The organism is Kordiimonas sp. SCSIO 12603 (assembly GCF_024398035.1).
GTDB lineage: Bacteria > Pseudomonadota > Alphaproteobacteria > Sphingomonadales > Kordiimonadaceae > Kordiimonas.
Genome location: NZ_CP073748.1, coordinates 200894 through 224375 on the forward strand (window position 1 = coordinate 200894; position 23482 = coordinate 224375).

A 23482-nucleotide genomic window follows, 5' to 3' on the forward strand; every position below is an offset into this window, starting at 1 on the left:
ACATGCCGGTGCTTTTCAAACATTCACAATCTTGCCAATAGCCTTAGCTAGCGCGCGTTTCTTCGGGCAAGAAATAATATGTGGTATTGCAGAACTGGCAATTTACATCAATCTTGCCGTTCTCTTTGGTCATATCTGCGATATCTTCATCCGAGAAACCTTGAAGAACAGTCTGCAGGCGTTCGCGGGAACAACGACATTGGTGCGCCATGGTAGACGATTCAAACACACGCACACCATCTTCGTTATAAAGACGGTATAGGAGCTGGTCGAGATCGAGTTGCGGATCAAGAAGTTCTTCTGATTTCACACTAGACATCAGGATGGATGCCCGGTCCCAATGCTCCTGAGTTTCACGGTCCAGGATACGTTCCTGCCCCACTTCACCGCGCGCCAAATGCTGCACCATAAGGCCGCCTGCACGCCAGTTACCGGAAACAGGGTCTTTATCGCAATTCAAACGAATTTCTGTAGGTGTCTGCTCACTATTCTGGAAATAGTTACGCGCTACTTCAGCCAGTGTTTCGCCTTTCAGCTCAACAATGCCTTGATAACGATCCATCTTATCACCTTGATCGATGGTCAGCGCCAGATAGCCACCTTTGCTCCCAATCATGCCCTGGAAGCTAGGGTTTTTACCAAATGTAGAAAGCTTTTGCTGATCAATATCTGCATAGCCACGCACCCGACCAATACCATCTTCACGGCGCTCATAATCCGCAACCATCATGGGGATCGGGCCCGCTGATTTGGTTTGCAAGGTTACAATACCATCAAATTTCATGATGGAACCCAGCATACCAGTAAGCACCAGCATTTCGCCAAGAATACGAGCAACAGGCTCAGGGTAGTCATGAGCTTTCAAAATCTGGTCCACCACAGTACCAAAACGCACTGCGCGGCCACGCACATCCATTCCCTCAATCTGGAACGGACGAACTTCATTATCCCGGCTACCTTCCGGGTCTTTCACAACAATCGGTGTTTCAGTCATCAAACTTACTACGTTTACTAATTCAAATTGGTGCCGGTTTATATTTTACCAAGACACCATGCAAGAACTGCTTTCTGTGCATGGAGACGGTTTTCCGCTTCATCCCATACAACTGATTGCGGGCCGTCGATTACGCGGTTGGTTACTTCCTCACCGCGGTGTGCTGGCAAACAGTGCAGGAACAAAGCATCCGGCAAAGCTTGCGCCATTAGGTGGCTATTCACCTGGAAAGGTTCAAGGGCCCGCATACGGGAGCCTGTTTTATCATCCCCCATGGAAACCCAAGTATCAGTGAATACAGCCTCAGCGCCTTTTACAGCAAGCATCGGATCATCGGTGATTTTAATATCACCGCCCATTTCCTCTGCCCAATCAAGAACCTCATCAAATGGCCCGTATTCAAGCGGACAACCGATGGTAAGGGAGAAATTAAACTTCACAGCTGCTTCAATAAGAGAAGCTGCAACATTATTACCGTCGCCCACCCATGCGATCTTGCGACCAGCGATCGGCCCAAGGTGTTCTTCAATCGTCATCACATCCGCCATAAGCTGGCAAGGGTGCGAGAGATCGGTGAGCGCATTAATAACTGGCACATCACCTTCATCAGCCAGCTCAAGCACGGCTTCATGTGTGTTAGCGCGGATCATAATCGCATCAACATACCGGCTCATAACCTTAGCGGTATCACCAATAGTTTCACCGCGGCCCAGTTGCATATTATTGCCTTGCAATACAACGGTTTTACCGCCCAGCTGCTGCATCGCCATCTCAAAGCTTACACGGGTACGCGTAGATGATTTTTCAAAAATCATCGCCAACGTATGACCATCAAGCGGTGCACCTTGGTCCACCGCTCCTTTAGGCATACCTCGTCGCGCCTCTTTCCATTTCATGGCCGTATCAAGGATATGGCGCAGGGTTTCTGCAGGAATATCCCGAAGGTCAATAAAATGGTTAAAAGACGCATTACTCATGGCATTTACTTTCTTTAGTTAAGTTTATTCAGCCTTAGACGCAAAATCTGTGAGACATGCATCAAGAATTTCAATTGCTTCATCAAGGTGGCTGTCATCAATAATCAGCGGTGGCAGCATACGTACGACCATATCACCAGCAACAGCAGGCAATAGACCACGACCAATCAAATCAGTTACGATATCGCGTGTTGGGATAGACGGCACTCGAATACCAGCCATTAGGCCAGAACCACGCACTTCCTCAATCAGTGTTGGGTGCTTCTGTTGAAGCGCAGCAAGGCGGCCCTGAAGTTTGTCACCCATTTCTTTTGAATGCTCAAGGAAACCAGGCTTCAGCATTTCATCAAGAACAGCATTACCAACAGCCATTGCAAGCGGGTTACCGCCGTATGTTGTGCCGTGGGAACCAACAACCATGCCTGACGCAGCATCTTCTGTTGCAAGTACAGCACCAAGCGGGAAGCCGCCGCCAATACCCTTCGCACATGCAATGATATCCGCTTTCACGTCAGACCATTCGTGCGCAAACAGCTTACCCGTACGGCCCATGCCACACTGGATTTCATCACATACAAATAGAAGGCCGTTGTCATCACAGATTTTACGAAGTTCCTGCATCACTTCAGCCGGAATTGGGCGGATACCGCCTTCACCTTGCACTGGCTCAATCATAATACCACCAGTGTTCGGACCAATTGCCGCTTTCACAGCATCCAGATCACAGAATGGTACAACATCAAAACCGTCTGGCAGTGGCTCAAAACCTTTTGTCAGTTTTTCCTGACCAGCCGCCGCGATACCCGCAAGAGTACGGCCGTGGAAAGCAGATGCGAATGTGATCAAACGGTATTTACCAGCATTGCCTTTATCGTGGTGGTATTTACGCACCATCTTGATACAAAGCTCCGTTGATTCAGCGCCTGAGTTTGTGAAGAAAACAGTATCAGCGCAGCTTGCATCCACCAGACGCTGTGCAAGACGTTCACCACCAGGGATCTGGTAAGTATTGGCTGTATGCCATAGTTTCTTACCTTGTTCAGCAAGCGCATTCACAAGTGTTGGATGTGAATGGCCAAGACACATAACGCCAATACCTGAATAGAAGTCCAGGTATTTTTTGCCATCAGTGTCATACAGATACATGCCTTCGCCACGCTCAAAAGCGACAGGTTGGCGAGCGTAGGTTGGCATTACTGGTGTAATCACGATTTGTCTCCTCAGGCGGCCTCATTCGGCGGGCCAAATGCTCTTAGAAAATAGTGAACCGGCACGCTACTGCGAACCGGTTAATTTGGGCGGGCTCAGAATGCCTCTAGGATTTTGTGAAGTCAATCCACCGTAGATGAAATTCCTAGGTTTTCGTTACGTTTTTACGCTTTTAGGCGGTATCCCTTTTTAAACACTCGGTATACGGCGATTGTAAGAACAATATTAATGACGAGTGTGTAAAGAATACCTGTTGTGAGATCGCTATCCGCACGGTCAATGAAACCATACCGGAAACCATCAATCATATAGAAGAACGGGTTAATACTGGAAAACACCTGCCAACCATCGCTCAAACGTTCAACAGAATAGAAAGTTCCAGACAGAAGGCTGAGCGGTGCGATAACAAAATTGGTTATCGCCGCAGAGTGGTCAAACTTTTCTGCCCAAACACCTGTCAGCACACCGATAAGCGCCAGCATTGCACTTGCCGATACAGCGAAATAGATCACTGCCCACACGTGCTGCACTTCCATCGTGATGCCCGGCATAAGAACAAACGCAGCACCTACAAAGGCACCAACAAGAAGGCCGCGTGTCACGCCGCCAGCCAGATAACCAACCGTAAGTTCAATCGAAGAAAGCGGCGGCATAAGGGTATCAACAATATTGCCTTGAACTTTGGCAATCAAAATTGAAGAAGAAGTATTGGCAAAAGCATTTTGAAGCATCGCCATAACCATCAAACCCGGCGCAAGGAACTGGTTATAAGGCATACCAGCAATCATGCGGCCATCACCACCAAGCGCCAGAGAAAAAATCACCATAAAGAGAATTGTGGTTACAGCAGGAGCTGCCAGCGTCTGTGACCACACCTTCATGAATCGGCGCGACTCGCGAACATATAGAGTCCATAAACCAAGCCAATTTACGGTTCCAATCGACCTAGCGCCCAGTTCGCTATAGTTTTTTTGTACGTCTGACTGCACAAACAGCTCCTTTTTTCACCTCAAAACCCCATTTTCTGGAGCGCCGTAAGCATATGGGGTCAAAAGCCCCCTTGGCAAGAGGGGGGTGAGGGCGATATAAGCAACATTAATTGGCGTCATGCGCAAAAATTATTAGCCATATGTATAAAAGGAATAAAAATGGCCTGGACGGAAGACCGTATCGAAAAACTGAGACAGCTTTGGGATGAAGGCTTAAGCGCAAGCCAAATTGCAGCCAAGCTGGGTGAAGGCGTAACAAGAAACGCCGTTATCGGTAAGGCTCACAGGCTTGGTCTGAAATCGCGCCCGTCTCCTGTGAAAAAAGACACAGACAAGAAGAAGGCAGCGCCGAAGCGTGTAGCAAAGAAGGTTGATAAAAAGCTTGTCTCCCTTCTCGACCTCACAGACCGCATGTGTAAATGGCCGATCGGGCACCCAGGTGATGATGATTTCCACTTCTGCGGCAAACCATCGGAGCCAGGCATGCCATATTGTGCTGGCCACTGTGCCGAAGCATATCAGGCACAACCTCCACGCCGTGACCGCGCGAAACCACCGCGCCCGCCAATTATGTAATTGGTTTAACCAGTTCACATTTTGCCAGATTTTCTCTTAACGCTTGCCCCGGAAGGTGCAGGCGTTAAACTTATCAAGTCAGGAACAAGTGATACACTTCTTAGGAAGCATAGGGGAAGCAAGTGAAATCAGTAGTAATTAAGGCCATGATCGCCGCGTCATGTATATCCGCAGCGTCTTTCGCATCCAGTTTTGAACAGGAAGAAAAGAGATTCCCAGAATCTCAGTACCGTCATGATGTGATGGAGATGTCCAAACTTTCGCTTTCCGGTATCCTCCAGCATTTCCGAGGACAGGCAAACCATGAAGGCCATATTGCTGAACTCGCTGATATGATGGCAAAATCTGCTGCACTTTCAAAAGCTACTTTTGCAAAAGACACGCGCGGCATGGAAGGTCACACTGAAGCAAAAGATAAAATTTGGGATAACTGGGAAGATTTCGCGTCACGCATGGATGCTTATGCGGCAGACACAAAAGCCTTTGCAGAAGCTGCAAAAACTGGCGATCCCGCTGTTATGCGTCCAGCTTTTGGTAAAGCCGTTAAAAACTGCAAAAGCTGCCACGACGAATACCGCAAGTAGAAAAACACTTATTTTATAGATACTTGTTTCACGTGGAACGATCAGCCAGCTTCATCAAGGAGCTGGCATTTTTTTTATTGATAAGCAGGGATATACCAATAGAGCAGCAAAGCAACGGCCACAGCCATCGTTATTGCAAGCATTATAGACCCGCCTTTCAAACTAAGGTCACGATTAACTACCTTCGCCCAGCCAGTAAGCATTGGCATGATCAGTTTCTGTTTCTTTATTAATTCATAAAAAAGTACAGCCAAGATATGCAGGCCAATAAGCCCCATGAGACCATATCCCAGATATTCATGGATATTCGTAATGGCATTACTGTCGTTCGCATAAACACTAAACGGCCCGCCGAACAACATGCCATCTGATGAAAACAAGCCAAGAACCGCTTGAACAAATAGTGCAAGCAACATCAGAATAACTGACCACCCTCCAAGAGGGTTATGCCCAATATGGCTGTTATCACCCTTTAGATATGACCTAACGCCTGATGGTCCTTTTAGGAAGAACGCAAAGCGCGCTGTATCACTTCCAACAAAGCCCCAAAGAATACGCCACAACACAAGACCAATGATGGCAACACCGGAATAATAATGCATATCGGCATAGATACCGAACTTGTCCTGAAACGCAGAATAAAGTGACAGACCAAACAACAGCGCAAGGGACCAGTGAAAAACCCTAACCGCACCGTCCCATAGTTTGATCTTATTCATATTATTCTCCCACAAGCTCCTTAACAGCCGTAACAACTTGTGCCTTTGACGGCAACCATTCTTGTTCCAGATCAGGTGCATAAGGAATTGGAGTGTGAAGAGGGATTACTTTTTTCGGCGCCGCTTTCAAGGCTCCGAATCCTTCTTCGCTTACTCTAGAGATGACCATTTCAGCAAAGCCAAAACTTTCATCAACCACCAGAAGCTTTCCGGTTTTCTGAACACTTTTTAGAATTAAATTCATATCGAGAGGCATGATAGTACGCGGATCAATGATCTCTACTTCAACCCCATCTTGGGCCAAAACGTCAGCTACTTGATTAGCCACATGAACCATACGAGAAACTGCGACAATGGTTATATCGCAACCTTCTCTGATCACTTGTCCTTCACCAAGTGGAATGAGCGGTAAATCATCTGCTACTTCACCTTCAAGGCTGTATAACCCTTTATGTTCCATAAGAATAACAGGATCATTGTCCTCAAGTGCCGTTTTCAACAATCCAGCAGCGTCAGCCGGGTTGCTTGGACAAGCCACCTTTAATCCCGGAACAGTCGCCAGTAAACCATGTAAAGCCTGGCTGTGCATCGCACCTGAACTGTCACCAGCCCCCAGCGTAGTTCTGATCACCATTGGCATAGATATACGGCCACCAGACAGAAGCCTTACTTTGGCGGCCTGATTAAATATCTGATCAAAACAAACCCCCATGAAATCACAGAACATCACCTCTACAATCGGCTTCAGGCCTGTCATGGCGCTACCGATTCCCATACCCACAAAAGCAGTTTCCGAGATAGGAGTATCAATCACCCGGTTTGCACCAAATTTATCTACAAGGCCGGAAGTTACACCGAACACTCCGCCAAGACCTTCGCCTTTACCGAGGCCAGCGCCACCTACGATATCTTCCCCCATCACTATCACACGTTCATCAGCTTCCATAAGCTGGTGATGCGCCTTATTCAGAGCTTCAGAGATTGAAAGCATCATTACGCTTGCCCTCCCATCTCAGTATGGAACTTGCGAAGTAAATCCGGGGAAGGTATTGGCGCCGCAGAAGCACGCTTCATCACATCTGTCATAAGGGCTTCAGTTTCTCGCCAGACACCCTCTGATATATCGCCGATATGATCATTCAAAATTTTAAGCGGGTCTGTTTGTCCTTCACAATCAGAGAGATAAGCAGCCCTTTCACCATGGTAATGCCCTGCTAGCCTTGGTACTGAGGCTTCAATAAAGACAGGGCCTTCACCAGCTTTTATAGATGTCACTACAGTTTCAACCTTCTCTATGCAGCCTTCAGCATCAACGCCATCTAATGCATAAGTTTGAAGACCAAACCCTTCAGCTCGCTTAAGAAGTGAAACGCCGCCCGAAGCAAACTCGGCAGATGTGCTTTGCCCAAAACCATTATTTTCAAGTACGAAAAGCATCGGCAATTGAAGTGCTACAGCCAAATTCATAGTTTCAAGAACTGCGCCCTGGTTCGCGGCTCCATCCCCGAAGAAAGTAACACCAATGCCGCCTGTCTTGAGCACTTTCGCAGAAAGAGCAGCTCCGGACGCCATTGGCACCTGCCCGCCAACAATACCGTTACTGGAAAGAAAGCCTACTTCCGGGGCCAATAGATGCTGCGTACCGCCCATACCGGCAGACAAGCCATCTGCTTTACCGAGGATTTCAGATGCTACCTTGTAAGGATCAGCCCCCATAGCAAGTGCAAGACCATGACTACGGTGAGAACCCGTTACAGAATCAGTTATACCGTTAAGTGCCAAACATACAGCACTTTGCAGGATTTCCGCCCCATTACAAAGATGTACAAGACCAGGTACCTTCCCTTCATCTGCAAGGGAAGCAATCATGGATTCAAAAACCCTTATTTCCACTGACTTTTTAAAGACTTGTGCCAGCTTATTCTGCATAAATAGGTGCGCCTTTTTCATCACATATTGAAAATTCACCCCTGTTTTTCGCATCAATCAATAAAAAATGCTATATTTCCTTACCTAAATGCGCCATAAGGCTGCAAATAAGTTGACTCCTCCCCCACAGTTCCCATATGTAAACCTGACTAAATTGGTAAGATTTTAGTTTTGGTACAATTACGCTTAGGTTCAGCACATGATCAGGCTCACAAAACTGGCAGACTATGCCGTTATATTAATGTGTGAAATGTCACATTCTGATGCTCGGCTCAGCGCGCAGGATTTATCTGCGAGCACAGGCATTCCTGTACCAACTGTTTCTAAAATCCTGAATCTTTTGGGGCGAGCTGACCTGCTTGTCTCTCATCGCGGCTTAAAGGGTGGTTTTGCGCTATCACGTTCCGCAGATGAAATTACGGTTGGCGGTATTATCGAAGCCATCGATGGCCCGATTGCCCTGACTATGTGCAGCGAAAGCAAAGAAGGCGGCTGTGAATGCAGTTTTGATGACGTTTGTTCTTTGCGCCCTCGCTGGCAGCTTATCAATAGCGCCGTAAAAGGGGCACTTGACGGTGTATCGCTTTCCTCAATCGCAGAACCTGCGTTTGGTGGTGTGATGCAGCCCGGGCCTCCAGCCTCTCTTAAGCTGGCAAAATAACCCCTTCACGCGTTTTTAGTTTTAGGTAAGGAACCACACAAGTGGCTGCAACAGTAGAAACCAAACAACAAGTCGAGGAAATGGCCGAACAGTATAAGTACGGCTTTGTTACCGACGTTGAAATGGACATGGCACCAAAAGGGCTTTCTGAAGAGGTAGTAAGATTTATCTCTGCCAAGAAAAACGAGCCTGAATGGATGCTGGAATGGCGCCTGAAGGCTTACCGTGCATGGCTTAAGATGGAAGAACCTGATTGGGCGCGCGTTGATTACCCAAAGATCGACTATAACGATATTTATTATTATGCGGCTCCAAAAAGCCAGGATAAACCAAAAAGCCTTGATGAGGTTGATCCTGAACTGCTGCGTACATATGAAAAGTTAGGTATCCCACTTCGTGAACAGGAAGTGCTTGCTGGCGTTGAAGGCGCAGCCAAAGTCGCTGTTGACGCAGTGTTTGATAGCGTGTCTGTAGCGACCACCTTCCGTGAAGAACTGAAGAAAGCTGGCGTGATTTTCATGTCTATTTCCGAAGCTGTTCACGAATATCCTGAACTTGTGAAGAAATATCTGGGCACTGTGGTACCGCAGCGCGATAACTATTTCGCTGCACTCAACTGCGCTGTATTTTCAGACGGTACGTTTGTTTACATTCCAAAAGGCGTTCGCTGCCCGATGGAGCTGAGCACATATTTCCGTATTAATGCAGAAAACACAGGCCAGTTCGAACGCACACTGATTGTCGCAGACGACGATTCTTACGTATCATATCTTGAAGGCTGTACGGCCCCAATGCGCGACGAAAACCAACTGCATGCCGCAGTCGTAGAGCTTATCGCCCACGATAACGCGGAAATTAAGTACTCAACCGTTCAGAACTGGTACCCAGGAGACAAGGACGGTAAAGGCGGTATTTATAACTTCGTGACCAAGCGGGCGCTTTGTAAAGGTAAGAATTCAAAGGTTAGCTGGACACAGGTTGAAACAGGTTCTGCTGTAACTTGGAAATACCCAAGCTGTGTACTTGCAGGCGACGGTTCTGTAGGTGAATTCTACTCGGTTGCGGTAACAAACAATTACCAGCAGGCCGATACAGGCACCAAGATGATCCACCAAGGCAAAAACACCAGCTCTACAATCATCTCCAAAGGTATCTCTGCGGGTAAATCTCACAACACATACCGCGGTTTGGTGAAAGTAATGTCTGGCGCTGATAATGTGCGCAACTACACACAATGTGATTCGCTTTTGGTTTCTTCAGAGTGCGGTGCCCACACTGTACCTTACATTGAAGTTAAAAACCCAACGGCGCAAATTGAACACGAAGCAACCACTTCAAAGATCTCTGACGACCAGCTTTTCTACTGTCGAGCCCGTGGTTTCGACGAAGAAGAGGCTGTTGCAATGATCGTTAACGGTTTCTGTAAAGAAGTTATGCAACACTTGCCTATGGAATTTGCTGTAGAGGCACAAAAGCTTCTCGGTATTTCTCTGGAAGGCAGCGTGGGCTAATTGGATAAAGTAATATGCTTAAAATTAATGATCTCCATGTCCATGTGGACGGTACTGAAATCCTAAAAGGTCTAGACCTTGAAGTGAAAGCTGGCGAAGTTCATGCAATTATGGGCCTGAACGGTGCTGGTAAATCAACGCTGGCGAATACAATTGCCGGCCGCGATGATTATGAAGTATGTGCCGGTAGCATTGAATTTGAAGGCCAGGACCTTCTTGAGCTTGAACCACACGAACGTGTTGGTGAAGGCATTTTCCTTGGCTTCCAATATCCAGTAGAAATTCCGGGTGTTTCCAACCTGAATTTTATGCGCACTGCCCTAAACAGCGTGCGTAAATATAACGGCGAAGACGATATGTCTGCTGCTGAATTCATGAAGCTTATTCGCGCAAAGGCCAGCGAACTGGGCATGGATGCAGAAATGCTGAAACGCTTTGTTAATGTTGGCTTCTCAGGTGGTGAAAAGAAACGCAACGAAATGGTTCAGATGGCTGTTCTGAACCCAAAACTTGCTGTTCTTGATGAAACCGATTCTGGCCTTGATATCGATGCTCTCCGTATTGTTTCCGAGGGTATCAATGCACAGCGCCGTGACGATACAGCGATTCTCTTGATTACTCACTATCAACGCCTTCTCAACTATGTGCAGCCAGATGTGGTGCACGTGATGATTGACGGTAAAATTGTGAAATCTGGCGGTAAAGAGCTTGCAGCCGAGCTTGAAGAAAAAGGCTACGCAGACGTAGCCTAATCCCCGGGTTTGAAGGAGAAGCAAGTGCAAGAGCAACTTACTGAAGGATATAAGGCCCAGGCGGAGACCTTGATGGGAACAGTACCTGGTGCAGATTCACTGCGCCAAAGTGCCCTGAAGGAATTCGAAGGTATTGGTTTTCCAACCAACCGTACCGAAGAATGGCGTTATAGCGACACCAAAGCACTGCGGGCCGAAGAGTTTGTACTCGCAGGTACATCAACCTCAGCAGAAATTGCAGCACCTCTTGGTGAAACTGCTGCCCGTTTTGTGTTTGTAAACGGCCGTTACGCTGAGGACCTGAGCGATCTTGGTGACCTATGGCAGGCAATGCCTATTCGCCCGCTCGCTAATCATTTTATGGCAAACCCCGACCGCGCAACAGAGCTTATCCGCGGCAATGACGGTGTAAGCCTGCTGAATACGGCCCTTATGCGTGATGGCCTTGTCCTTTCTGTACCTGCGGGTATTGAAATTGATGAGCCGATCGAAATTGTACATGTGATGGATGGTGCCGATCAGGCCGCCGCACACACTCGCCATGTTATCGAACTTGGCGAAGGTGCAGAAATCACTGTGATCGAACATTTTGTTGGCGATGCATCTGCATACTGGACCAACAGTGTGCTTCAGGCCCGTATCGCTGAAGGCGCTAAACTGCGCCATGTTCGTTTACAGGAAGAAGGCGAGGCAGCAACACATACAGCAAAAGCTTATGTGAACCTTGATGCCGAAAGCGAGTATTACTGCGTAAATATGTCTGTGGGCGGAAAAGCTGCACGCTTTGAAGCGCATGTTCGTGTACTGGGCGAAGAAGCCGATGCACATGTTGATGGTGTATCACTCGCAGGTACAGGGCAAAACCACGATATGCTTACACACGTAAGCCATATGGTACCAAACGCAACAAGTGATCAGATTTTCCGCACTGTGGCTGACACACGCGGGAAAACAGCTTTCCAAGGCAAGGTTACTGTTGTGAAAGATGCCCAACTCACTGAAGCAGACCAGTCTTTCAAGGCCCTTGTGTTTGATAAAACGGCAGAAGCCAATTCAAAGCCTGAGCTTGAGATTTTAGCTGATGATGTAAAATGTAGCCACGGCGCTACCATTGGCCAGCTAGACGATAAAGCGATCTTTTATCTGACATCCCGTGGGATTGACCCGGTAACAGCGCGTAAAATCCTTGTGGAAGCCTTCACCGCAGATGCATTAGTGAATGTTGAAAATGAACCTCTTAGAGAAACACTGGTTGAGCGTATCCGCGTTTGGATGGCAAGCCGCGCTGAAAATGTAGGCGCTGGAGAGTAGAGTATGAATGAGTTCGCCCCAATTGGTGGATTAGATGTAGCAGCTATTCGTGCACAGTTCCCTATTTTGAAGGAAACAGTACACGGCAAGCCGCTGGTATTTCTTGATACAGCCGCGAGCGCACAGCGCCCGTCTTCAGTAATTAATGCCGAAGTTGAACTGTATGAGAAATACTATGCCAACATCCACCGGGGCGTTTACAAGTTCAGCCAGGATGCCACCACCGCCTATGAGAAAACCCGTGAAAGCGTGCGTGCTTTCATTGGCGCGAAACATAAGCGTGAATGTATTTTTGTACGCGGTGCCACTGAAGGTATCAACTTAGTTGCCCAAACATGGGGGCGTGCAAATCTGAAGGAAGGAGATGAAATCCTCCTTACCTATCTTGAGCACCATTCAAACATCGTGCCTTGGCAGTTGGTTGCGGAAGAAAAAGGCGCAACGGTAAAAGCTGTGCCTGTACTTGAAGATGGCAGCCTTGATATGGATGCCTACCGGAGCATGCTGAACGAGCGCACCAAAATGGTAGCTTTCACACATGTATCCAACTCAATAGGCACCCAGACAGACGCCAAAGAAATCATCCGTCTCGCCCATGATGCAGGCGCCCTTACACTCATTGATGGGTGTCAGGCCGCGCCGCACTTGAAAATTGATGTGCAAGATTTAGACGCTGATTTCTATGCCTTCTCAGCCCATAAAATGTATGGCCCGACAGGCATTGGTGTAATTTACGGTAAAGAAGCGCTTCTTGATGCAATGCCGCCATGGCAAGGTGGCGGGGATATGATCTCCACTGTTACGTTCGAGAAAACCACCTTCAATGATCTACCGCACAAGTTTGAAGCGGGTACACCGAACATTGCAGGCGGTATTGGCTTTGACCATGCGATTGAATTTATGAATGAGATCGGCGTTGAGCGCATAGCAGCTCATGAGGCTGATCTCTTGAAGTATGCCACAGAACAACTATCTGCCATGAATAGCGTACGTTTGATTGGTACAGCACCAAAGAAAGGTGCGCTGATCAGCTTTGTTATGGAACATGCACACCCGCACGATATTGGCACTATCCTTGACCAACAAGGTATCGCCGTTCGTGCAGGCCATCACTGTGCTCAGCCGATTATGGATAATTTTTCCATCCCCGGCACAGTAAGGGCAAGTTTTGGTGTTTATAATGACAGGAGCGATGTAGATGCTCTTGTGGTTGGCTTAAAGAAAGTAATGGATATTTTTGGATGACCGAGAACCGAGCAACCCGCGATATTTTGGACCTGAGCGTACCAGCTGGTGACGCTGATTATCCTGCGGACAATATGCCGAAAAAATCTGTTGAACGCCCGCGTGTTGATATGGCTGGCGTCGAAGCTGCCACACAGCCTGAGGTAAGCCCACAAGAAGGAGGCTATTTCCTCAACAAGTTTCTTGAGCAAACCGAGAAAAATGAAGCTGAAGCAGCAGCAAAAGAAGAGGCAGCCAACACTCCCGTTGAAGCACCCGCTGATGCTGAAACACTGCAGGCAAACATTGTTGAAGCGCTCCGCGAAATTTATGATCCAGAAATTCCAGTAAACATCTATGAAATGGGCCTTATCTATAGCGTTGATGTGGCATCTGATTTCTCGGTATCCGTTACTATGACCCTGACAACACCTCATTGTCCAGTAGCTGAAACCATGCCTGGTGAAGTAGAACTGAAAGTAAGTGGTGTGGCTGGCGTGAACGGTGTAACCGTAAACCTTGTTTGGGAACCAGCATGGGATATGAGCCGCATGTCTGATGAAGCACGCCTTGAGCTGGGCTTACTCTAAGGAAATTGAGCATGAAATCAGCAGTAACCATTACAGATAAAGCCGCCGAGCATATCAAAGCACTTCTTGCGAAAAAGCCAGAGGCCAAAGGCTTGCTTCTTGGTACCGAAACACACGGTTGTTCAGGGCTTGGTTACACCGTTGATTATGTGCTGGATGATGCAGGTGATTTCGAGGTGGTGGAAGACAAAGGCGTGAAAGTGTTTGTTGACCGTAAAGCCCTTCTTTTCATTCTCGGTACAGAAATGGACTGGGAAGACAGCATGTTTTCAACTGGCTTTAAGTTTTCCAATCCTAATGAAAAAGGCCGATGTGGTTGCGGGGAAAGTTTCCACGTTTAACGAAAAAAGCCTTCCAATCGGAAGGCTTTTTCATTTCTAACTGGCAATAGCTTCATCCAGTTCTTCATCTGTCATTTTCTTCTCAAGCAGTTGTCCTTGCTTTTTCTTTGCAAGCAGTGTGCGAGCTTTCTCATACAGCGGATCGTGCCAGAACATCAAACAACCATTACAGCCCTTGCCGCAGCACCCTTCAGTACCCCTGCGCGGTGTTTTAAAAGTTCGGTCACTGTCTCGCTCATCAAGAGACTGCTGCAGTTTCTCCCGCTTTTCCTCATAACCTTGCTGGGTGCCTCGCCCAAGCTCCAGCTTCTGGCTTTCTGCATCCAGCTTAATCCGGTCCCACTGCTCTTGTGTAAGGGCTTTTTCCTTGCGGATAATAGTCATCGCGGGGAAATCATTCGTCAGCGATGAAACCTCTTCCTGATCGAACAGACTGAATGGCACCCTGATAAACGGTGTCGTGCTGGCATTTACCTCTTCTGTCACACGGCCATTTTCCGCATTTTCATATTCATATAGGCGGATAAGCATAATATCCCGGCGTTTCGGTGAAACAAACTCAAGCACATCCCCTGCGATCAATTTGTTTTTCACCTTAAGGATATAGGCATCTTCCTGCACTTCATGAACTACAGCAGCATACTCATAATCCGCGAGTGTATATGTTTCCTCAAAACCGTGCGCATAGTTGGTAAGGCGTCCATCATGGAACGCAAGCGTATAGCCGCGGTTTGGAACCGTTGAAAGCTCCTTCATATAGTCATCGGCACGCCAATTTGTGGGATCATTATACCAATCATCAATCGCCATACGGTAGGCACGCGCCACAAGGCCAACATAGTATGGGCTTTTCCCCCGGCCTTCCACCTTCAGGCTATCAACCCCAATTGAAAGCAGATCGTTGAGCTTCGGCATAATACAGAGATCTTTGGAATTGAGGATATAAGTGCCCCGCTGGTCTTCCTCAATCGGTAGCAGCTCACCTGGGCGGTAATCTTCCTCAAGGAAAAACTCGAACAGTTCCAAGTTCTCTTCCGTAAGGTTCAGCTCCTTAACCGTGCCGTCCTTAAGGCCCATATGCACCTTGTATTTCCAGCGGCAACTGTTCGCGCAAGCCCCTTGGTTTGCACCGCGTTCCGCCATAAAGTTGGAAAGCATACAGCGGCCAGAATAGGTCATGCACATAGAACCGTGGACAAAAGCCTCTAGCTTGATATCCGGGCATTTTTCGCGGATTTCTTTCAGTTCTTCGTAGGAAACCTCACGGCCAAGTACTACAAGCTTCGCGCCCAGATCCTGCCAGAACTTTACTGAATGCCACGAACATACATTAGCCTGCGTTGAGATATGCAGTTCAAGCTCAGGCGCATGTTGTTTCACATACATAAACACACCTGGATCAGCCACAATAAGGCCATCCGGTTTTACTTTACGTACCGTTTCCACAAACTGCGGCAGTTTGGTAATGTCTTTATTATGGGAAAATAAGTTTAGCGTGAGATACACGCGTTTGCCAAAGCTGTGGGCAAACTCCACACCTTCAACCACTTCCTCAAGCGAGAAAGCAGATTTGGTGCGGAGCGACATATCAGGGGTACCAAGGTAGACGGCATCAGCACCATACAGCACCGCTGCCTTTAGCTTTTCAAGATTGCCGGCTGGCATTAAAAGCTCTGAGCGGTGCGTATGTTCTGTCATCTTGTCCTCTATATATTAGCCCTCGCCAGCCTCCGCTCTCTCGCGGTCAGCTTCCTTTTGGGCAGCCTTTTTCGCCTGCGCTTCTGTGCGCACATGTTCCATATCAACGGCCAAATGCTCTTCATTGCGCTTTTTTGCAAGCTCAATCTGCTTTTGGCGCTCTTTTGACGCAGCCTTCTTTTCATCAGACAAGCTATCGAAACAGCGTGGGCAGCTTACGCCCTTCTCATATTTTGGAGATTTTTTCTCTTCTTCCGTGATAGGCCAGCGGCAACCATAACACTGGTCATACTCGCCTTCTTCAAGGCCGTGGCCTACAGAAATACGGCTATCAAAAACAAAGCACTGGCCTTCCCACATGCTTTCTTCCGCAGGTACCTCTTCAAGATATTTCAAGATACCACCTTCAAGGTGATACACTTCCTCATATCCTTGTGCTTTCATATAGGCTGTGGATTTTTCGCAGCGGATACCACCCGTACAGAACATTGCCACTTTCTTTTTTGAACGCAGCATTTCTTCATTGTCTTTTTCCCACTGCGGGAATTCACGGAAAGTTTCTGTCTCCGGGTCAACCGCACCTTTAAAAGTACCGATTTCATATTCGTAATCGTTGCGGGTATCCACAAGCACTACATCAGGATCACTGATAAGCGCGTTCCAGTCTTTCGGTTTTACGTAAGTACCAACGATATCGTTCGGGTCAGTACCCGGCACACCCATGGTTACGATTTCTTTCTTTAGGCGAACCTTCATACGGAGGAACGGTGCATCCTCTGCCCAGCTCTCTTTGTGCACAAGATCTGTGAACTCAGGGATACTGTGAAGGTAAGCGAGAAGCGCGCGAACGCCAGCTTCAGGGCCAGCTACTGTGCCGTTAATACCTTCTTCCGCAAGGAGGAGTGTACCCTTCACATCGTTATCGTCGCAAACCTGCTTCAAAGGTTCCTGAATGTCTTTATAGTGTGGGAGACGCACAAATTTATAGAGCGCTGCAACCAAATAGTTAGACATGGTCTTTTCCTAATCCATACAATAATTGGCGGCTCTCATACGCTGTTTTCCCGAAAAGTTCAAGAAAACTGCGATATACGGCAAAGCTATGCTTAAAGTACAATCCCAATTGCCAGCCCCATACCAAAAGCAAAGGCGACAACTACGAGCAACAACGGATCAATATTTAAGCCTGCCTTTGACGCTGTATCTTCCACAATGATTTGTTTTTGCGGGATTTCCAGTACAGCACAGAGACTGAGGACAGTCTCTGGTGACGCAACTCCCAAACGTTCAACCCGCTGAACAGTACGCAAACTTAAATCACATGCTTCCGCCAAATGCTGCTGGGTCCAGCTCTTGGCGTTGCGATTCTCTTTTATTAAAGCAGCATTAATTTGCACTTTGCCACCCCTCTAAAATGTCTTCGCAAGATATTCGCCGAGTGCGGCACCCAGAACTCCTGCAACCACACCTGCGACAAAGCACTGGAAAATGGTCTTCTTGAAATTCCTGCTTTTCATCGGCTTGCGGATATCATGACCAATTTGCTTGTCATTTTTATACAGAGTACATTCAAGTTCCGCTTTCATTAAGCTCTTCATATAGAACGTAAGCCTGTAGCGGTCCTTACCAATGGTGAATTCGTGTTCAGTTGTACGGGAAGTAGCATTACGCTTTTCAGATACAAGCTGATCGTTGAAATACACCCACTCCTTACCGTTCCAAACAGAACCGTTAGCGGCAATTTCTTCTTCACCATCTTCAAAAACAAACCAGTAACCATCACGTAAGGTTACTTCTTCAATGTTCATGTTTCTGTCTCGCTTCACCGAATTTGTCATTGCTGTCATGATTAGTCCTATCAGTAATATGTATTTAATCGCCATAAGTTTTTCCATTCGGCGTTATTGCCGTTTGTCCTTTGCGGTGATTTGCATATTGGTGAAAACACGAAAAAATACGCCGACAGCAGTGCGCCAGTACCCCTTACTGGCGTATGACACAGGGTGTGTCGCATAAAAAAAGCCGCAAAAAACTGCGGCTTTTATTGCATATCTAAAATTAGTATATTTGGAGTGTGACATAATAAGTGTCACACCAATAGCCTCATGGCTGCAGCAGAAAATAGGTAAAAATACTTCCCATAGTCATCCCAAACAATATGGCGACAACGATAAGCAGCGTGATGCCGCTTGAAGAAATTGCGCTTGAGAAATAGCTTTGTTCTGCCTCTGCATCATGCTTCAAAATAACCAGATCATCAGGCTTTAATTCCAAAACCGAACAAAGTTCCATGATTGTTTCAGGTGATGCTGCACCAAATTTTTCTACCCTGTGAACAGTTCGCACACTTATATTGCAGGCATCCGCAAGATGTTGTTGTGTCCAGCTTCTACTGAGGCGAGCATTTTTTACAGTTGATGCATTGATATCCATTACATCACCTACGCTTCAGAAGCTTTACAAGTATGAGAACTGTAAGCGCTGTTAACAGAGAAACCGTTGTGCCCAGTATAAACCCCCGAGCAAATTCTGCTGATAGCTCCAGAGTGATTACCAACGCCGATACAAACAAAATACCAACACCAGAACCCATCAAAAACAAAGGTAGGAATTTTTTAAATATCTGCCACGGTGTACCTGTATAATAAGCCTTGGATGCTATCCCGACTATTTTACCGTTCTTCAGTGCCGTACATTCCCACTCAGATGTCAGGAAATCACTGGTTTTGATCCGCACTTCATATTGGTGGCCGCCCTTAGTGAATCGAAATGGTTCATTCTTCTTAATCAAACTACGGTTGGAAGCCACCTTTTCACCACGGACATAGAAATCTTCACGCCCTGACCAAGCAGAAGCATTGATAATCAGTTCTTCACCATCAGCATCAAAAACAAACCAGTAACCATCCTTCAAAGTTACCTCTTCATTCAAAATACTCTCTTTCATATCCTTCGCCAGAAACGCCATTATCACTCCTATCAAGCAGATATATTTTATAGCCATAGTTATCCCAATAGACACCTGTGTTTTGTGCCTCAACGCATTGAGATATATGATAAAAGGATAAGGATTACGCTGACAGCCACATGACACAGCATATGCCTGTCAGATAACTGTCTGTTTTATTCTACCTGAATTATAGGAACTATACCTGAGTATCAGCGAGTAGTGCGATGGTAGGATCACCACCCTCAGCTTTATTATGGCCAGAGACAATATCAGCCTTATTTTGCCAAAGGGTCGTATCAAACCCATCACAGCTTTCACAAAGCGGTGCCCACATACGCGGCTGATGCCCGCAATCTGTACATTGCCAAATAGCACCTTCAAGGGCATGTTCAAGAGCTGTTTCCACTGGATCAGGATCTTCGCCAAGCGCATGAACAAGAGCGAGTTTATATTGCCATGCCGTTCGTGTAGGGTGTTCTGCAAGCAAACGGTCAAGTACCGGTTTTGCTCCGGAATATTCCTGTGCATCCATCAAGGCATCCGTAAGAAGTAATAAGGATTCTGGATGATCCGGATTCTTTGCCACAAGCGCTCGCACACGCGAGAGCCACCCTGCCGGAGCTTCGGCAGCATCAAGTTCCTTGTAAAGCTTCGCATATGCCGGATGTGGTTCTTGCCCCCAAGCATCCATAATAATTTTTTCAGCTTTTTTACCGTTACCACCTGAAAGCTCAAGTCTCGCAAGCGCTGAAACCGCAGCATAAAAAGCTGGCTGTAACGACATCGCTTTCTTAAAGCCTTTACGCGCTATATCGCGATCACCTTTCAAGTTATGTTCCGCAGCCTCCGCGTATGCAAGGGTTGCTTGATGGCGCTTGCCAAGATCATCAGCAACCAAGCCTTCTTTCATCACCTTGGAAAGGGCCGCTGAAGCCTGCTCCCAATTCCCTGCTGCAACCTCAAGGGTAAAGAGCGTTTTCAAAACCCACGGACTTTTTCTGTTTTCTTCAAAAGCAACCCGAGCAAGGCGCAAAGCTTCACTTTCCCGGCCGGTACGGCGCGCCTCTGAAAGCAGACCACGCAGCCCAAGGAAGCGCCCTTCATCGGTTTCTTCAAGCGCTGCAAACCTTTTCGCGGCTTCTTTATGATTGCCGCCACGTTGGGCTGCTTCTGCGGCGATCAAATGCACCATCGGCTGCGGCGGTAATAATACCTCGGCCTGTCCAGCCAATCGCCCGGCTAATTTATGATCGCCCGCAGACAGTGCGACAAGCGACTGATTAAGAAGCTTGAGGCCGCGCTGTTGGCGCTTTACCACCTGATTACTACCGAAAAGTGGCATATCACGCTTTATCCAGCCCACAAGCCACACCACGCCACCAGTAAGCGCAGCCAAACCAACGGCAACAAATGCAAGAGAAGCGAAACTTGCGTAAATTCGGCGGCCTTGAAAATCAATTGCCACTTCACCAGGGTTATCAGCGAGCCAAACCGCCGCTACTGACACAACCAGAATTGCCAGAAACCAGAATATGATCCGTGTCATATCTTATTCTCCGGCTCTAACTGGTGAACCAGCGTTGGTCGCAGCCTTGATCATACGGCTTACAGCAGCATCTGCCTCAACATAGGCCTTGGCTTTTGCTGTCCATGGGGCCATAGCTTCTTTGACAGGAGCAGAGAGAGCTTCTAATGCTTTCAAAGCACCTGCCGTATCTCGAGCAGCCAGCCTTCTTTCCGCCTGCAAAAACACTGCGTCATCTCCTGATGCACCAGCATCTGTTCTTCGGCTGGTAAAAAGACTGCTGAGGAAACCACCATCAGCTTTTTCTCCGGCCGTTAATGCGCCTGATACAGCCGCATCAAAATCACGTACTAGCGAAATATAAGGGCTGATCCCTGCCGAATGAGTTTCCAAACGTGCGAATTCAGCTCCCATCAGCTGCTGATCAATCGCTGGCAAATCTGCAATATCTGTGCGTAGGGCATCCAGTTCAGAAGAGAAATCAAGACCAGCAAGTACCCGATCTTTTAAACGAACAAGTGCTAACACCAAACGACCACGCGGACTTGCTTCAAGGGCACCAGCCTGTACAGCCATTACACTGTTTTCAATAGCCTCAAGACGTGCTTTGAATTGAGCATTCTCTGCTTTTGCAAGCGCTAAAGCACCACGAAGCTGGGAAACTTCAGGATCTCCTTCGCTATTCAGCGCACTTAAGCGTGCGATATCGCCTGTTAAGCGTTCTATATCTGCCTTCAATGCCACAAGCTGAGCAGAATCACCGGCATTACCGACAGCGGGGTTATTAGCAGCAGCAAGCTCTAACTGACGCTGCAAATCCGCACGTGCTGTATTGGCTGCTGTAATATCAGCAGATTGCTGAGCAAGAATTTCTTTATAAGTAGCAAGGCTGGCTTTCAAAGCCTCAATTTCTGCCTCTAATGCGCTGCTATCAAAAGGAACCGAAGCCGGAACAGTTCCCACGCTTACATCTTCACTTAAAAGGCCAAGCGCAATTAACTGTTTTTCCGCATAAGGTGCTGCAAACAAACCACCAACAAAGGCTGCTAAAACACCTGCCGTGATCCAGCCCGCTTTTCCTGATGAGGTTTTAACCACCGCAGGCTGTTTATCCTCGAACTTTGGAGTTTCAGAAGATACTGTTTCTTCAATGATTTCGGCTTCTATGAACTCAGTAGCTCCTGATGCAGAAGCTGACTGACTATTCTGATCTTGCGGAAGCTCGGTTTCATCCGTATTTGATGCTTCTGCCATTTTATTCCCCGCCAATTTATCTACTTAGTAGGCTTAAGAGTGCTTTTTCCTCAGGCATGATAGACCGCTTGATCTCTCTCCATGGCCCTAACAAACTATCCGCTACCCGCTCAGAAAGGCAGTAAGCATCCAGCTTGGGGAGCCAGTCATGGAAACCGCATTCAGATATCGCTTCTTCAAAGATGGTGGCTGTACGCGGAGAATAAAAGAGGACTGCATCAATTCCACCATTTTCCATCATTTCCTGTACCGCAGGCGGGAAAGCCCGATTAGGGAGAGATTGATAGGTAACAGTATTTTCTGCATCCAACCCAGCATCACGCAGAACCGAAGCAATATTATAGGCGATTTCACTGCCACATAGGTGGCTATAGTCCCGTTTTTGTTTATCACCGCACTCTAAAAGAAGCGGCACAAGCTGACGAGCAGTTCCCGGGCCAACCGTTATATTGGTAAAACCTTGCGAACGGGCAACTTCTGCTGTTTGTTCGCCCACAGCAAAGATTGGACGATCTTTTTTTCCTATATTTGCAAGACCATACCGTGCACCATTTTTACTGGTTACCACGAGCGTACGAGATTCATCCGGAATCTCAAAAGAGACCGGAGCAATCTTGATCATAGGCGCATAAAGAACATGATATCCAAGCGCTTCCAGTTTCTGCCCTGTTTCCCCGGCTTCTGTCTCCGGGCGCGTTACAAGAATAGTTTTCATGCGATCGCTTCTTGTACTTCCTTGTTAAGTTTTTCGAAGAAAGCTTGGCCTGCTTCTGCTTTTATGTCCAGCCCAACTTTATTTCCGAGAGCATTTGCAGCCTCTAAAGTCGCATCCGTTTCCGCGTTTCGCTCAAAAATCTTCGAACCATCAAGCGATAACAGCTGCGCTTTCATAAGGATATGATCACCATCAACTGTAGCATGCGCAGCAATTGGTGTGCGGCATGAACCGTCAAGCGCCGCCAAATACGCGCGCTCGGCTACCACTTCAAGTTCTGTATTTGAACAGTGAAGTGGGGCAAGCATATCCCGCATACGGTCATCATTCTCCCGGATTTCTACAGTTACAGCCCCTTGTGCCGGCGCCGGCAGAAATTCTTCCAGTGAGAGCTTTTCAGTAGCCGCACTTTGCATATCCATGCGGTTCAAACCAGCTAGCGCGAGGAAAGTTGCATCTGCTTCCCCTTCACCCAGCTTTCTCAGCCGTGTTTGAACATTACCGCGGAAAGTAACCACCTTAAGGTCAGGACGAAGATGAAGAGCCTGAGCACGGCGGCGTAGAGAAGCTGTACCCAGAATCGCGCCCTTAGGAAGATCGAGGAAATGAGAAAACTTCTCGCTGATAAACACATCACGCGGATCTTCTCTAGGCAGGAATACGGTCAAACATAAACCTTCTGGCAATTTGGTAGGCATATCCTTGCTTGAATGTACGGCGCAATCGATACTTCCATCAAGGAGCGCTTCTTCGATCTCCTTGGTGAACAGACCTTTGCCACCAGCTGTCATCAAGTGCTTATCAAGAATGCGGTCGCCCGAAGTTTTTATAACAACAATCTCGATCTGCTCTTCACTCAGGCCGTCATGTGCCTTAAGAAGACGTGCCTTTACATCATTTGCTTGTGCGAGTGCCAGAGGGCTGCCTCGTGTGCCGATTTTGATCGATTGTTGCAAGATACTTGCTCCCGGTG

The 23482-nt window shown here is 47.5% G+C and carries 26 protein-coding genes; 9 read left to right on the forward strand and 17 right to left on the reverse strand.

The genetic code is table 11. The features are described from left to right. Positions 1-43: 43 nt before the first annotated feature. The 4 genes from KFE96_RS00795 to KFE96_RS00810 form a co-directional block, all read right to left on the reverse strand. On the reverse strand, positions 44-994 hold the full coding sequence (locus tag KFE96_RS00795; RefSeq protein ID WP_255834114.1) for an Hsp33 family molecular chaperone HslO: 951 nt from the start codon (positions 992-994) through the stop codon (positions 44-46). Positions 995-1032: 38 nt separating this feature from the next. Further along, complete coding sequence (argF, locus tag KFE96_RS00800; protein WP_255834116.1) at positions 1033-1971, reverse strand: ornithine carbamoyltransferase; 939 nt, start codon at positions 1969-1971, stop codon at positions 1033-1035. Positions 1972-1995: 24 nt separating this feature from the next. After that, on the reverse strand, positions 1996-3180 hold the full coding sequence (locus KFE96_RS00805) for an aspartate aminotransferase family protein (protein ID WP_255834117.1): 1185 nt from the start codon (positions 3178-3180) through the stop codon (positions 1996-1998). Between the two features lie 164 nt (positions 3181-3344). Further along, positions 3345-4169, reverse strand: coding sequence for an ABC transporter permease (locus KFE96_RS00810; RefSeq protein ID WP_255834118.1), 825 nt, complete (start codon positions 4167-4169; stop codon positions 3345-3347). A gap of 159 nt (positions 4170-4328) precedes the next feature. On the opposite strand from KFE96_RS00810, the gene KFE96_RS00815 reads away from it, so the two are divergent. Together KFE96_RS00815 and KFE96_RS00820 are read left to right on the forward strand one after the other, a co-directional pair. Next, complete coding sequence (locus KFE96_RS00815) at positions 4329-4745, forward strand: GcrA family cell cycle regulator (RefSeq protein WP_247020067.1); 417 nt, start codon at positions 4329-4331, stop codon at positions 4743-4745. A 122-nt stretch (positions 4746-4867) separates the two neighbouring features. Then, a complete protein-coding gene (locus KFE96_RS00820) occupies positions 4868-5329 on the forward strand; it encodes a cytochrome c (RefSeq protein WP_255834119.1) in 462 nt (153 codons plus the stop codon). A 74-nt stretch (positions 5330-5403) separates the two neighbouring features. Here the strand turns inward: KFE96_RS00820 and KFE96_RS00825 are convergent, their stop codons facing one another. The 3 genes from KFE96_RS00825 to KFE96_RS00835 are packed head-to-tail and all read right to left on the reverse strand — an operon-like array spanning position 5404 to position 7977. Further along, entirely contained in the window at positions 5404-6048 is a 645-nt protein-coding gene (locus KFE96_RS00825) for a cytochrome b/b6 domain-containing protein (protein WP_255834120.1), read from the reverse strand. A gap of 1 nt (position 6049) precedes the next feature. Further along, positions 6050-7042: an alpha-ketoacid dehydrogenase subunit beta gene (locus tag KFE96_RS00830; protein WP_255834121.1), complete on the reverse strand. Its 993-nt coding sequence runs from the start codon at positions 7040-7042 to the stop codon at positions 6050-6052. After that, positions 7042-7977 (reverse strand): thiamine pyrophosphate-dependent dehydrogenase E1 component subunit alpha, encoded by a 936-nt coding sequence (locus KFE96_RS00835; protein ID WP_255834123.1) that lies wholly within the window; start codon positions 7975-7977, stop codon positions 7042-7044. The genes KFE96_RS00830 and KFE96_RS00835 overlap by 1 nt, the downstream gene beginning before the upstream one ends. 199 nt (positions 7978-8176) lie before the next feature. Between KFE96_RS00835 and KFE96_RS00840 the strand changes: the two genes are divergently transcribed. The 7 genes from KFE96_RS00840 to KFE96_RS00870 all read left to right on the forward strand — a co-directional run bounded on the left by KFE96_RS00840 (position 8177) and on the right by KFE96_RS00870 (position 14367). After that, a complete protein-coding gene (locus KFE96_RS00840; protein ID WP_247020056.1) occupies positions 8177-8638 on the forward strand; it encodes an SUF system Fe-S cluster assembly regulator in 462 nt (153 codons plus the stop codon). A gap of 41 nt (positions 8639-8679) precedes the next feature. Continuing rightward, positions 8680-10149, forward strand: coding sequence for a Fe-S cluster assembly protein SufB (gene sufB, locus KFE96_RS00845; RefSeq protein WP_247020054.1), 1470 nt, complete (start codon positions 8680-8682; stop codon positions 10147-10149). 14 nt (positions 10150-10163) lie between these two features. Then, entirely contained in the window at positions 10164-10901 is a 738-nt protein-coding gene (gene sufC / locus KFE96_RS00850) for a Fe-S cluster assembly ATPase SufC (RefSeq protein ID WP_255834124.1), read from the forward strand. Between the two features lie 24 nt (positions 10902-10925). After that, positions 10926-12212, forward strand: a complete 1287-nt coding sequence (gene sufD / locus KFE96_RS00855; protein ID WP_255834125.1) for a Fe-S cluster assembly protein SufD — start codon at positions 10926-10928, stop codon at positions 12210-12212. Positions 12213-12215: 3 nt separating this feature from the next. Then, a complete protein-coding gene (locus tag KFE96_RS00860; RefSeq protein WP_255834126.1) occupies positions 12216-13457 on the forward strand; it encodes a cysteine desulfurase in 1242 nt (413 codons plus the stop codon). A gap of 74 nt (positions 13458-13531) precedes the next feature. Further along, positions 13532-14026 carry an SUF system Fe-S cluster assembly protein gene (locus KFE96_RS00865; protein ID WP_370650546.1) on the forward strand — a complete coding sequence of 165 codons (495 nt, stop codon included), beginning with the start codon at positions 13532-13534 and terminating at the stop codon, positions 14024-14026. An 11-nt stretch (positions 14027-14037) separates the two neighbouring features. Then, entirely contained in the window at positions 14038-14367 is a 330-nt protein-coding gene (locus tag KFE96_RS00870; RefSeq protein WP_255834129.1) for an iron-sulfur cluster assembly accessory protein, read from the forward strand. 36 nt (positions 14368-14403) lie between these two features. Here the strand turns inward: KFE96_RS00870 and KFE96_RS00875 are convergent, their stop codons facing one another. The 10 genes from KFE96_RS00875 to hemC all read right to left on the reverse strand — a co-directional run bounded on the left by KFE96_RS00875 (position 14404) and on the right by hemC (position 23468). Further along, positions 14404-16065: a U32 family peptidase gene (locus KFE96_RS00875; RefSeq protein WP_255834130.1), complete on the reverse strand. Its 1662-nt coding sequence runs from the start codon at positions 16063-16065 to the stop codon at positions 14404-14406. Positions 16066-16080: 15 nt separating this feature from the next. Beyond that, positions 16081-17079, reverse strand: coding sequence for a rhodanese-related sulfurtransferase (locus KFE96_RS00880; protein WP_255834131.1), 999 nt, complete (start codon positions 17077-17079; stop codon positions 16081-16083). A gap of 92 nt (positions 17080-17171) precedes the next feature. After that, complete coding sequence (locus tag KFE96_RS00885) at positions 17172-17462, reverse strand: helix-turn-helix domain-containing protein (RefSeq protein WP_247020036.1); 291 nt, start codon at positions 17460-17462, stop codon at positions 17172-17174. Between the two features lie 12 nt (positions 17463-17474). Beyond that, positions 17475-17912, reverse strand: coding sequence for a hypothetical protein (locus KFE96_RS00890; protein ID WP_247020034.1), 438 nt, complete (start codon positions 17910-17912; stop codon positions 17475-17477). Positions 17913-18168: 256 nt separating this feature from the next. Then, on the reverse strand, positions 18169-18498 hold the full coding sequence (locus tag KFE96_RS00895) for a helix-turn-helix domain-containing protein (RefSeq protein WP_255834132.1): 330 nt from the start codon (positions 18496-18498) through the stop codon (positions 18169-18171). 4 nt (positions 18499-18502) lie between these two features. Continuing rightward, the gene (locus KFE96_RS00900) at positions 18503-19033 is read right to left on the reverse strand and encodes a hypothetical protein (protein ID WP_255834133.1); all 531 of its coding nucleotides are present in this window, start codon (positions 19031-19033) and stop codon (positions 18503-18505) included. 178 nt (positions 19034-19211) lie between these two features. Then, positions 19212-20561: a heme biosynthesis protein HemY gene (locus KFE96_RS00905; RefSeq protein ID WP_255834134.1), complete on the reverse strand. Its 1350-nt coding sequence runs from the start codon at positions 20559-20561 to the stop codon at positions 19212-19214. A gap of 3 nt (positions 20562-20564) precedes the next feature. Continuing rightward, complete coding sequence (locus KFE96_RS00910; protein WP_255834135.1) at positions 20565-21794, reverse strand: COG4223 family protein; 1230 nt, start codon at positions 21792-21794, stop codon at positions 20565-20567. Positions 21795-21810: 16 nt separating this feature from the next. Next, positions 21811-22509: a uroporphyrinogen-III synthase gene (locus KFE96_RS00915; RefSeq protein ID WP_247020028.1), complete on the reverse strand. Its 699-nt coding sequence runs from the start codon at positions 22507-22509 to the stop codon at positions 21811-21813. Then, positions 22506-23468, reverse strand: coding sequence for a hydroxymethylbilane synthase (gene hemC / locus KFE96_RS00920; RefSeq protein WP_370650547.1), 963 nt, complete (start codon positions 23466-23468; stop codon positions 22506-22508). Before hemC ends, KFE96_RS00915 begins: the two co-directional genes overlap by 4 nt. Positions 23469-23482 lie beyond the last annotated feature (14 nt).

Bases quoted from the DNA above. Each gene is read 5' to 3' on its own strand.
- KFE96_RS00795 (WP_255834114.1), bottom strand. From the start codon at position 994: ATGACTGAAACACCGATTGTTGTGAAAGACCCGGAAGGTAGCCGGGAT.
- argF (WP_255834116.1), bottom strand. From the start codon at position 1,971: ATGAGTAATGCGTCTTTTAACCATTTTATTGACCTTCGGGATATTCCT.
- KFE96_RS00815 (WP_247020067.1), top strand. From the start codon at position 4,329: ATGGCCTGGACGGAAGACCGTATCGAAAAACTGAGACAGCTTTGGGAT.
- KFE96_RS00825 (WP_255834120.1), bottom strand. From the start codon at position 6,048: ATGAATAAGATCAAACTATGGGACGGTGCGGTTAGGGTTTTTCACTGG.
- KFE96_RS00830 (WP_255834121.1), bottom strand. From the start codon at position 7,042: ATGATGCTTTCAATCTCTGAAGCTCTGAATAAGGCGCATCACCAGCTT.
- KFE96_RS00835 (WP_255834123.1), bottom strand. From the start codon at position 7,977: ATGCAGAATAAGCTGGCACAAGTCTTTAAAAAGTCAGTGGAAATAAGG.
- KFE96_RS00840 (WP_247020056.1), top strand. From the start codon at position 8,177: ATGATCAGGCTCACAAAACTGGCAGACTATGCCGTTATATTAATGTGT.
- sufC (WP_255834124.1), top strand. From the start codon at position 10,164: ATGCTTAAAATTAATGATCTCCATGTCCATGTGGACGGTACTGAAATC.
- KFE96_RS00860 (WP_255834126.1), top strand. From the start codon at position 12,216: ATGAATGAGTTCGCCCCAATTGGTGGATTAGATGTAGCAGCTATTCGT.
- KFE96_RS00865 (WP_370650546.1), top strand. From the start codon at position 13,532: ATGCCGAAAAAATCTGTTGAACGCCCGCGTGTTGATATGGCTGGCGTC.
- KFE96_RS00870 (WP_255834129.1), top strand. From the start codon at position 14,038: ATGAAATCAGCAGTAACCATTACAGATAAAGCCGCCGAGCATATCAAA.
- KFE96_RS00875 (WP_255834130.1), bottom strand. From the start codon at position 16,065: ATGACAGAACATACGCACCGCTCAGAGCTTTTAATGCCAGCCGGCAAT.
- KFE96_RS00880 (WP_255834131.1), bottom strand. From the start codon at position 17,079: ATGTCTAACTATTTGGTTGCAGCGCTCTATAAATTTGTGCGTCTCCCA.
- KFE96_RS00890 (WP_247020034.1), bottom strand. From the start codon at position 17,912: ATGACAGCAATGACAAATTCGGTGAAGCGAGACAGAAACATGAACATT.
- KFE96_RS00895 (WP_255834132.1), bottom strand. From the start codon at position 18,498: ATGGATATCAATGCATCAACTGTAAAAAATGCTCGCCTCAGTAGAAGC.
- KFE96_RS00900 (WP_255834133.1), bottom strand. From the start codon at position 19,033: ATGGCGTTTCTGGCGAAGGATATGAAAGAGAGTATTTTGAATGAAGAG.
- KFE96_RS00905 (WP_255834134.1), bottom strand. From the start codon at position 20,561: ATGACACGGATCATATTCTGGTTTCTGGCAATTCTGGTTGTGTCAGTA.
- KFE96_RS00910 (WP_255834135.1), bottom strand. From the start codon at position 21,794: ATGGCAGAAGCATCAAATACGGATGAAACCGAGCTTCCGCAAGATCAG.
- KFE96_RS00915 (WP_247020028.1), bottom strand. From the start codon at position 22,509: ATGAAAACTATTCTTGTAACGCGCCCGGAGACAGAAGCCGGGGAAACA.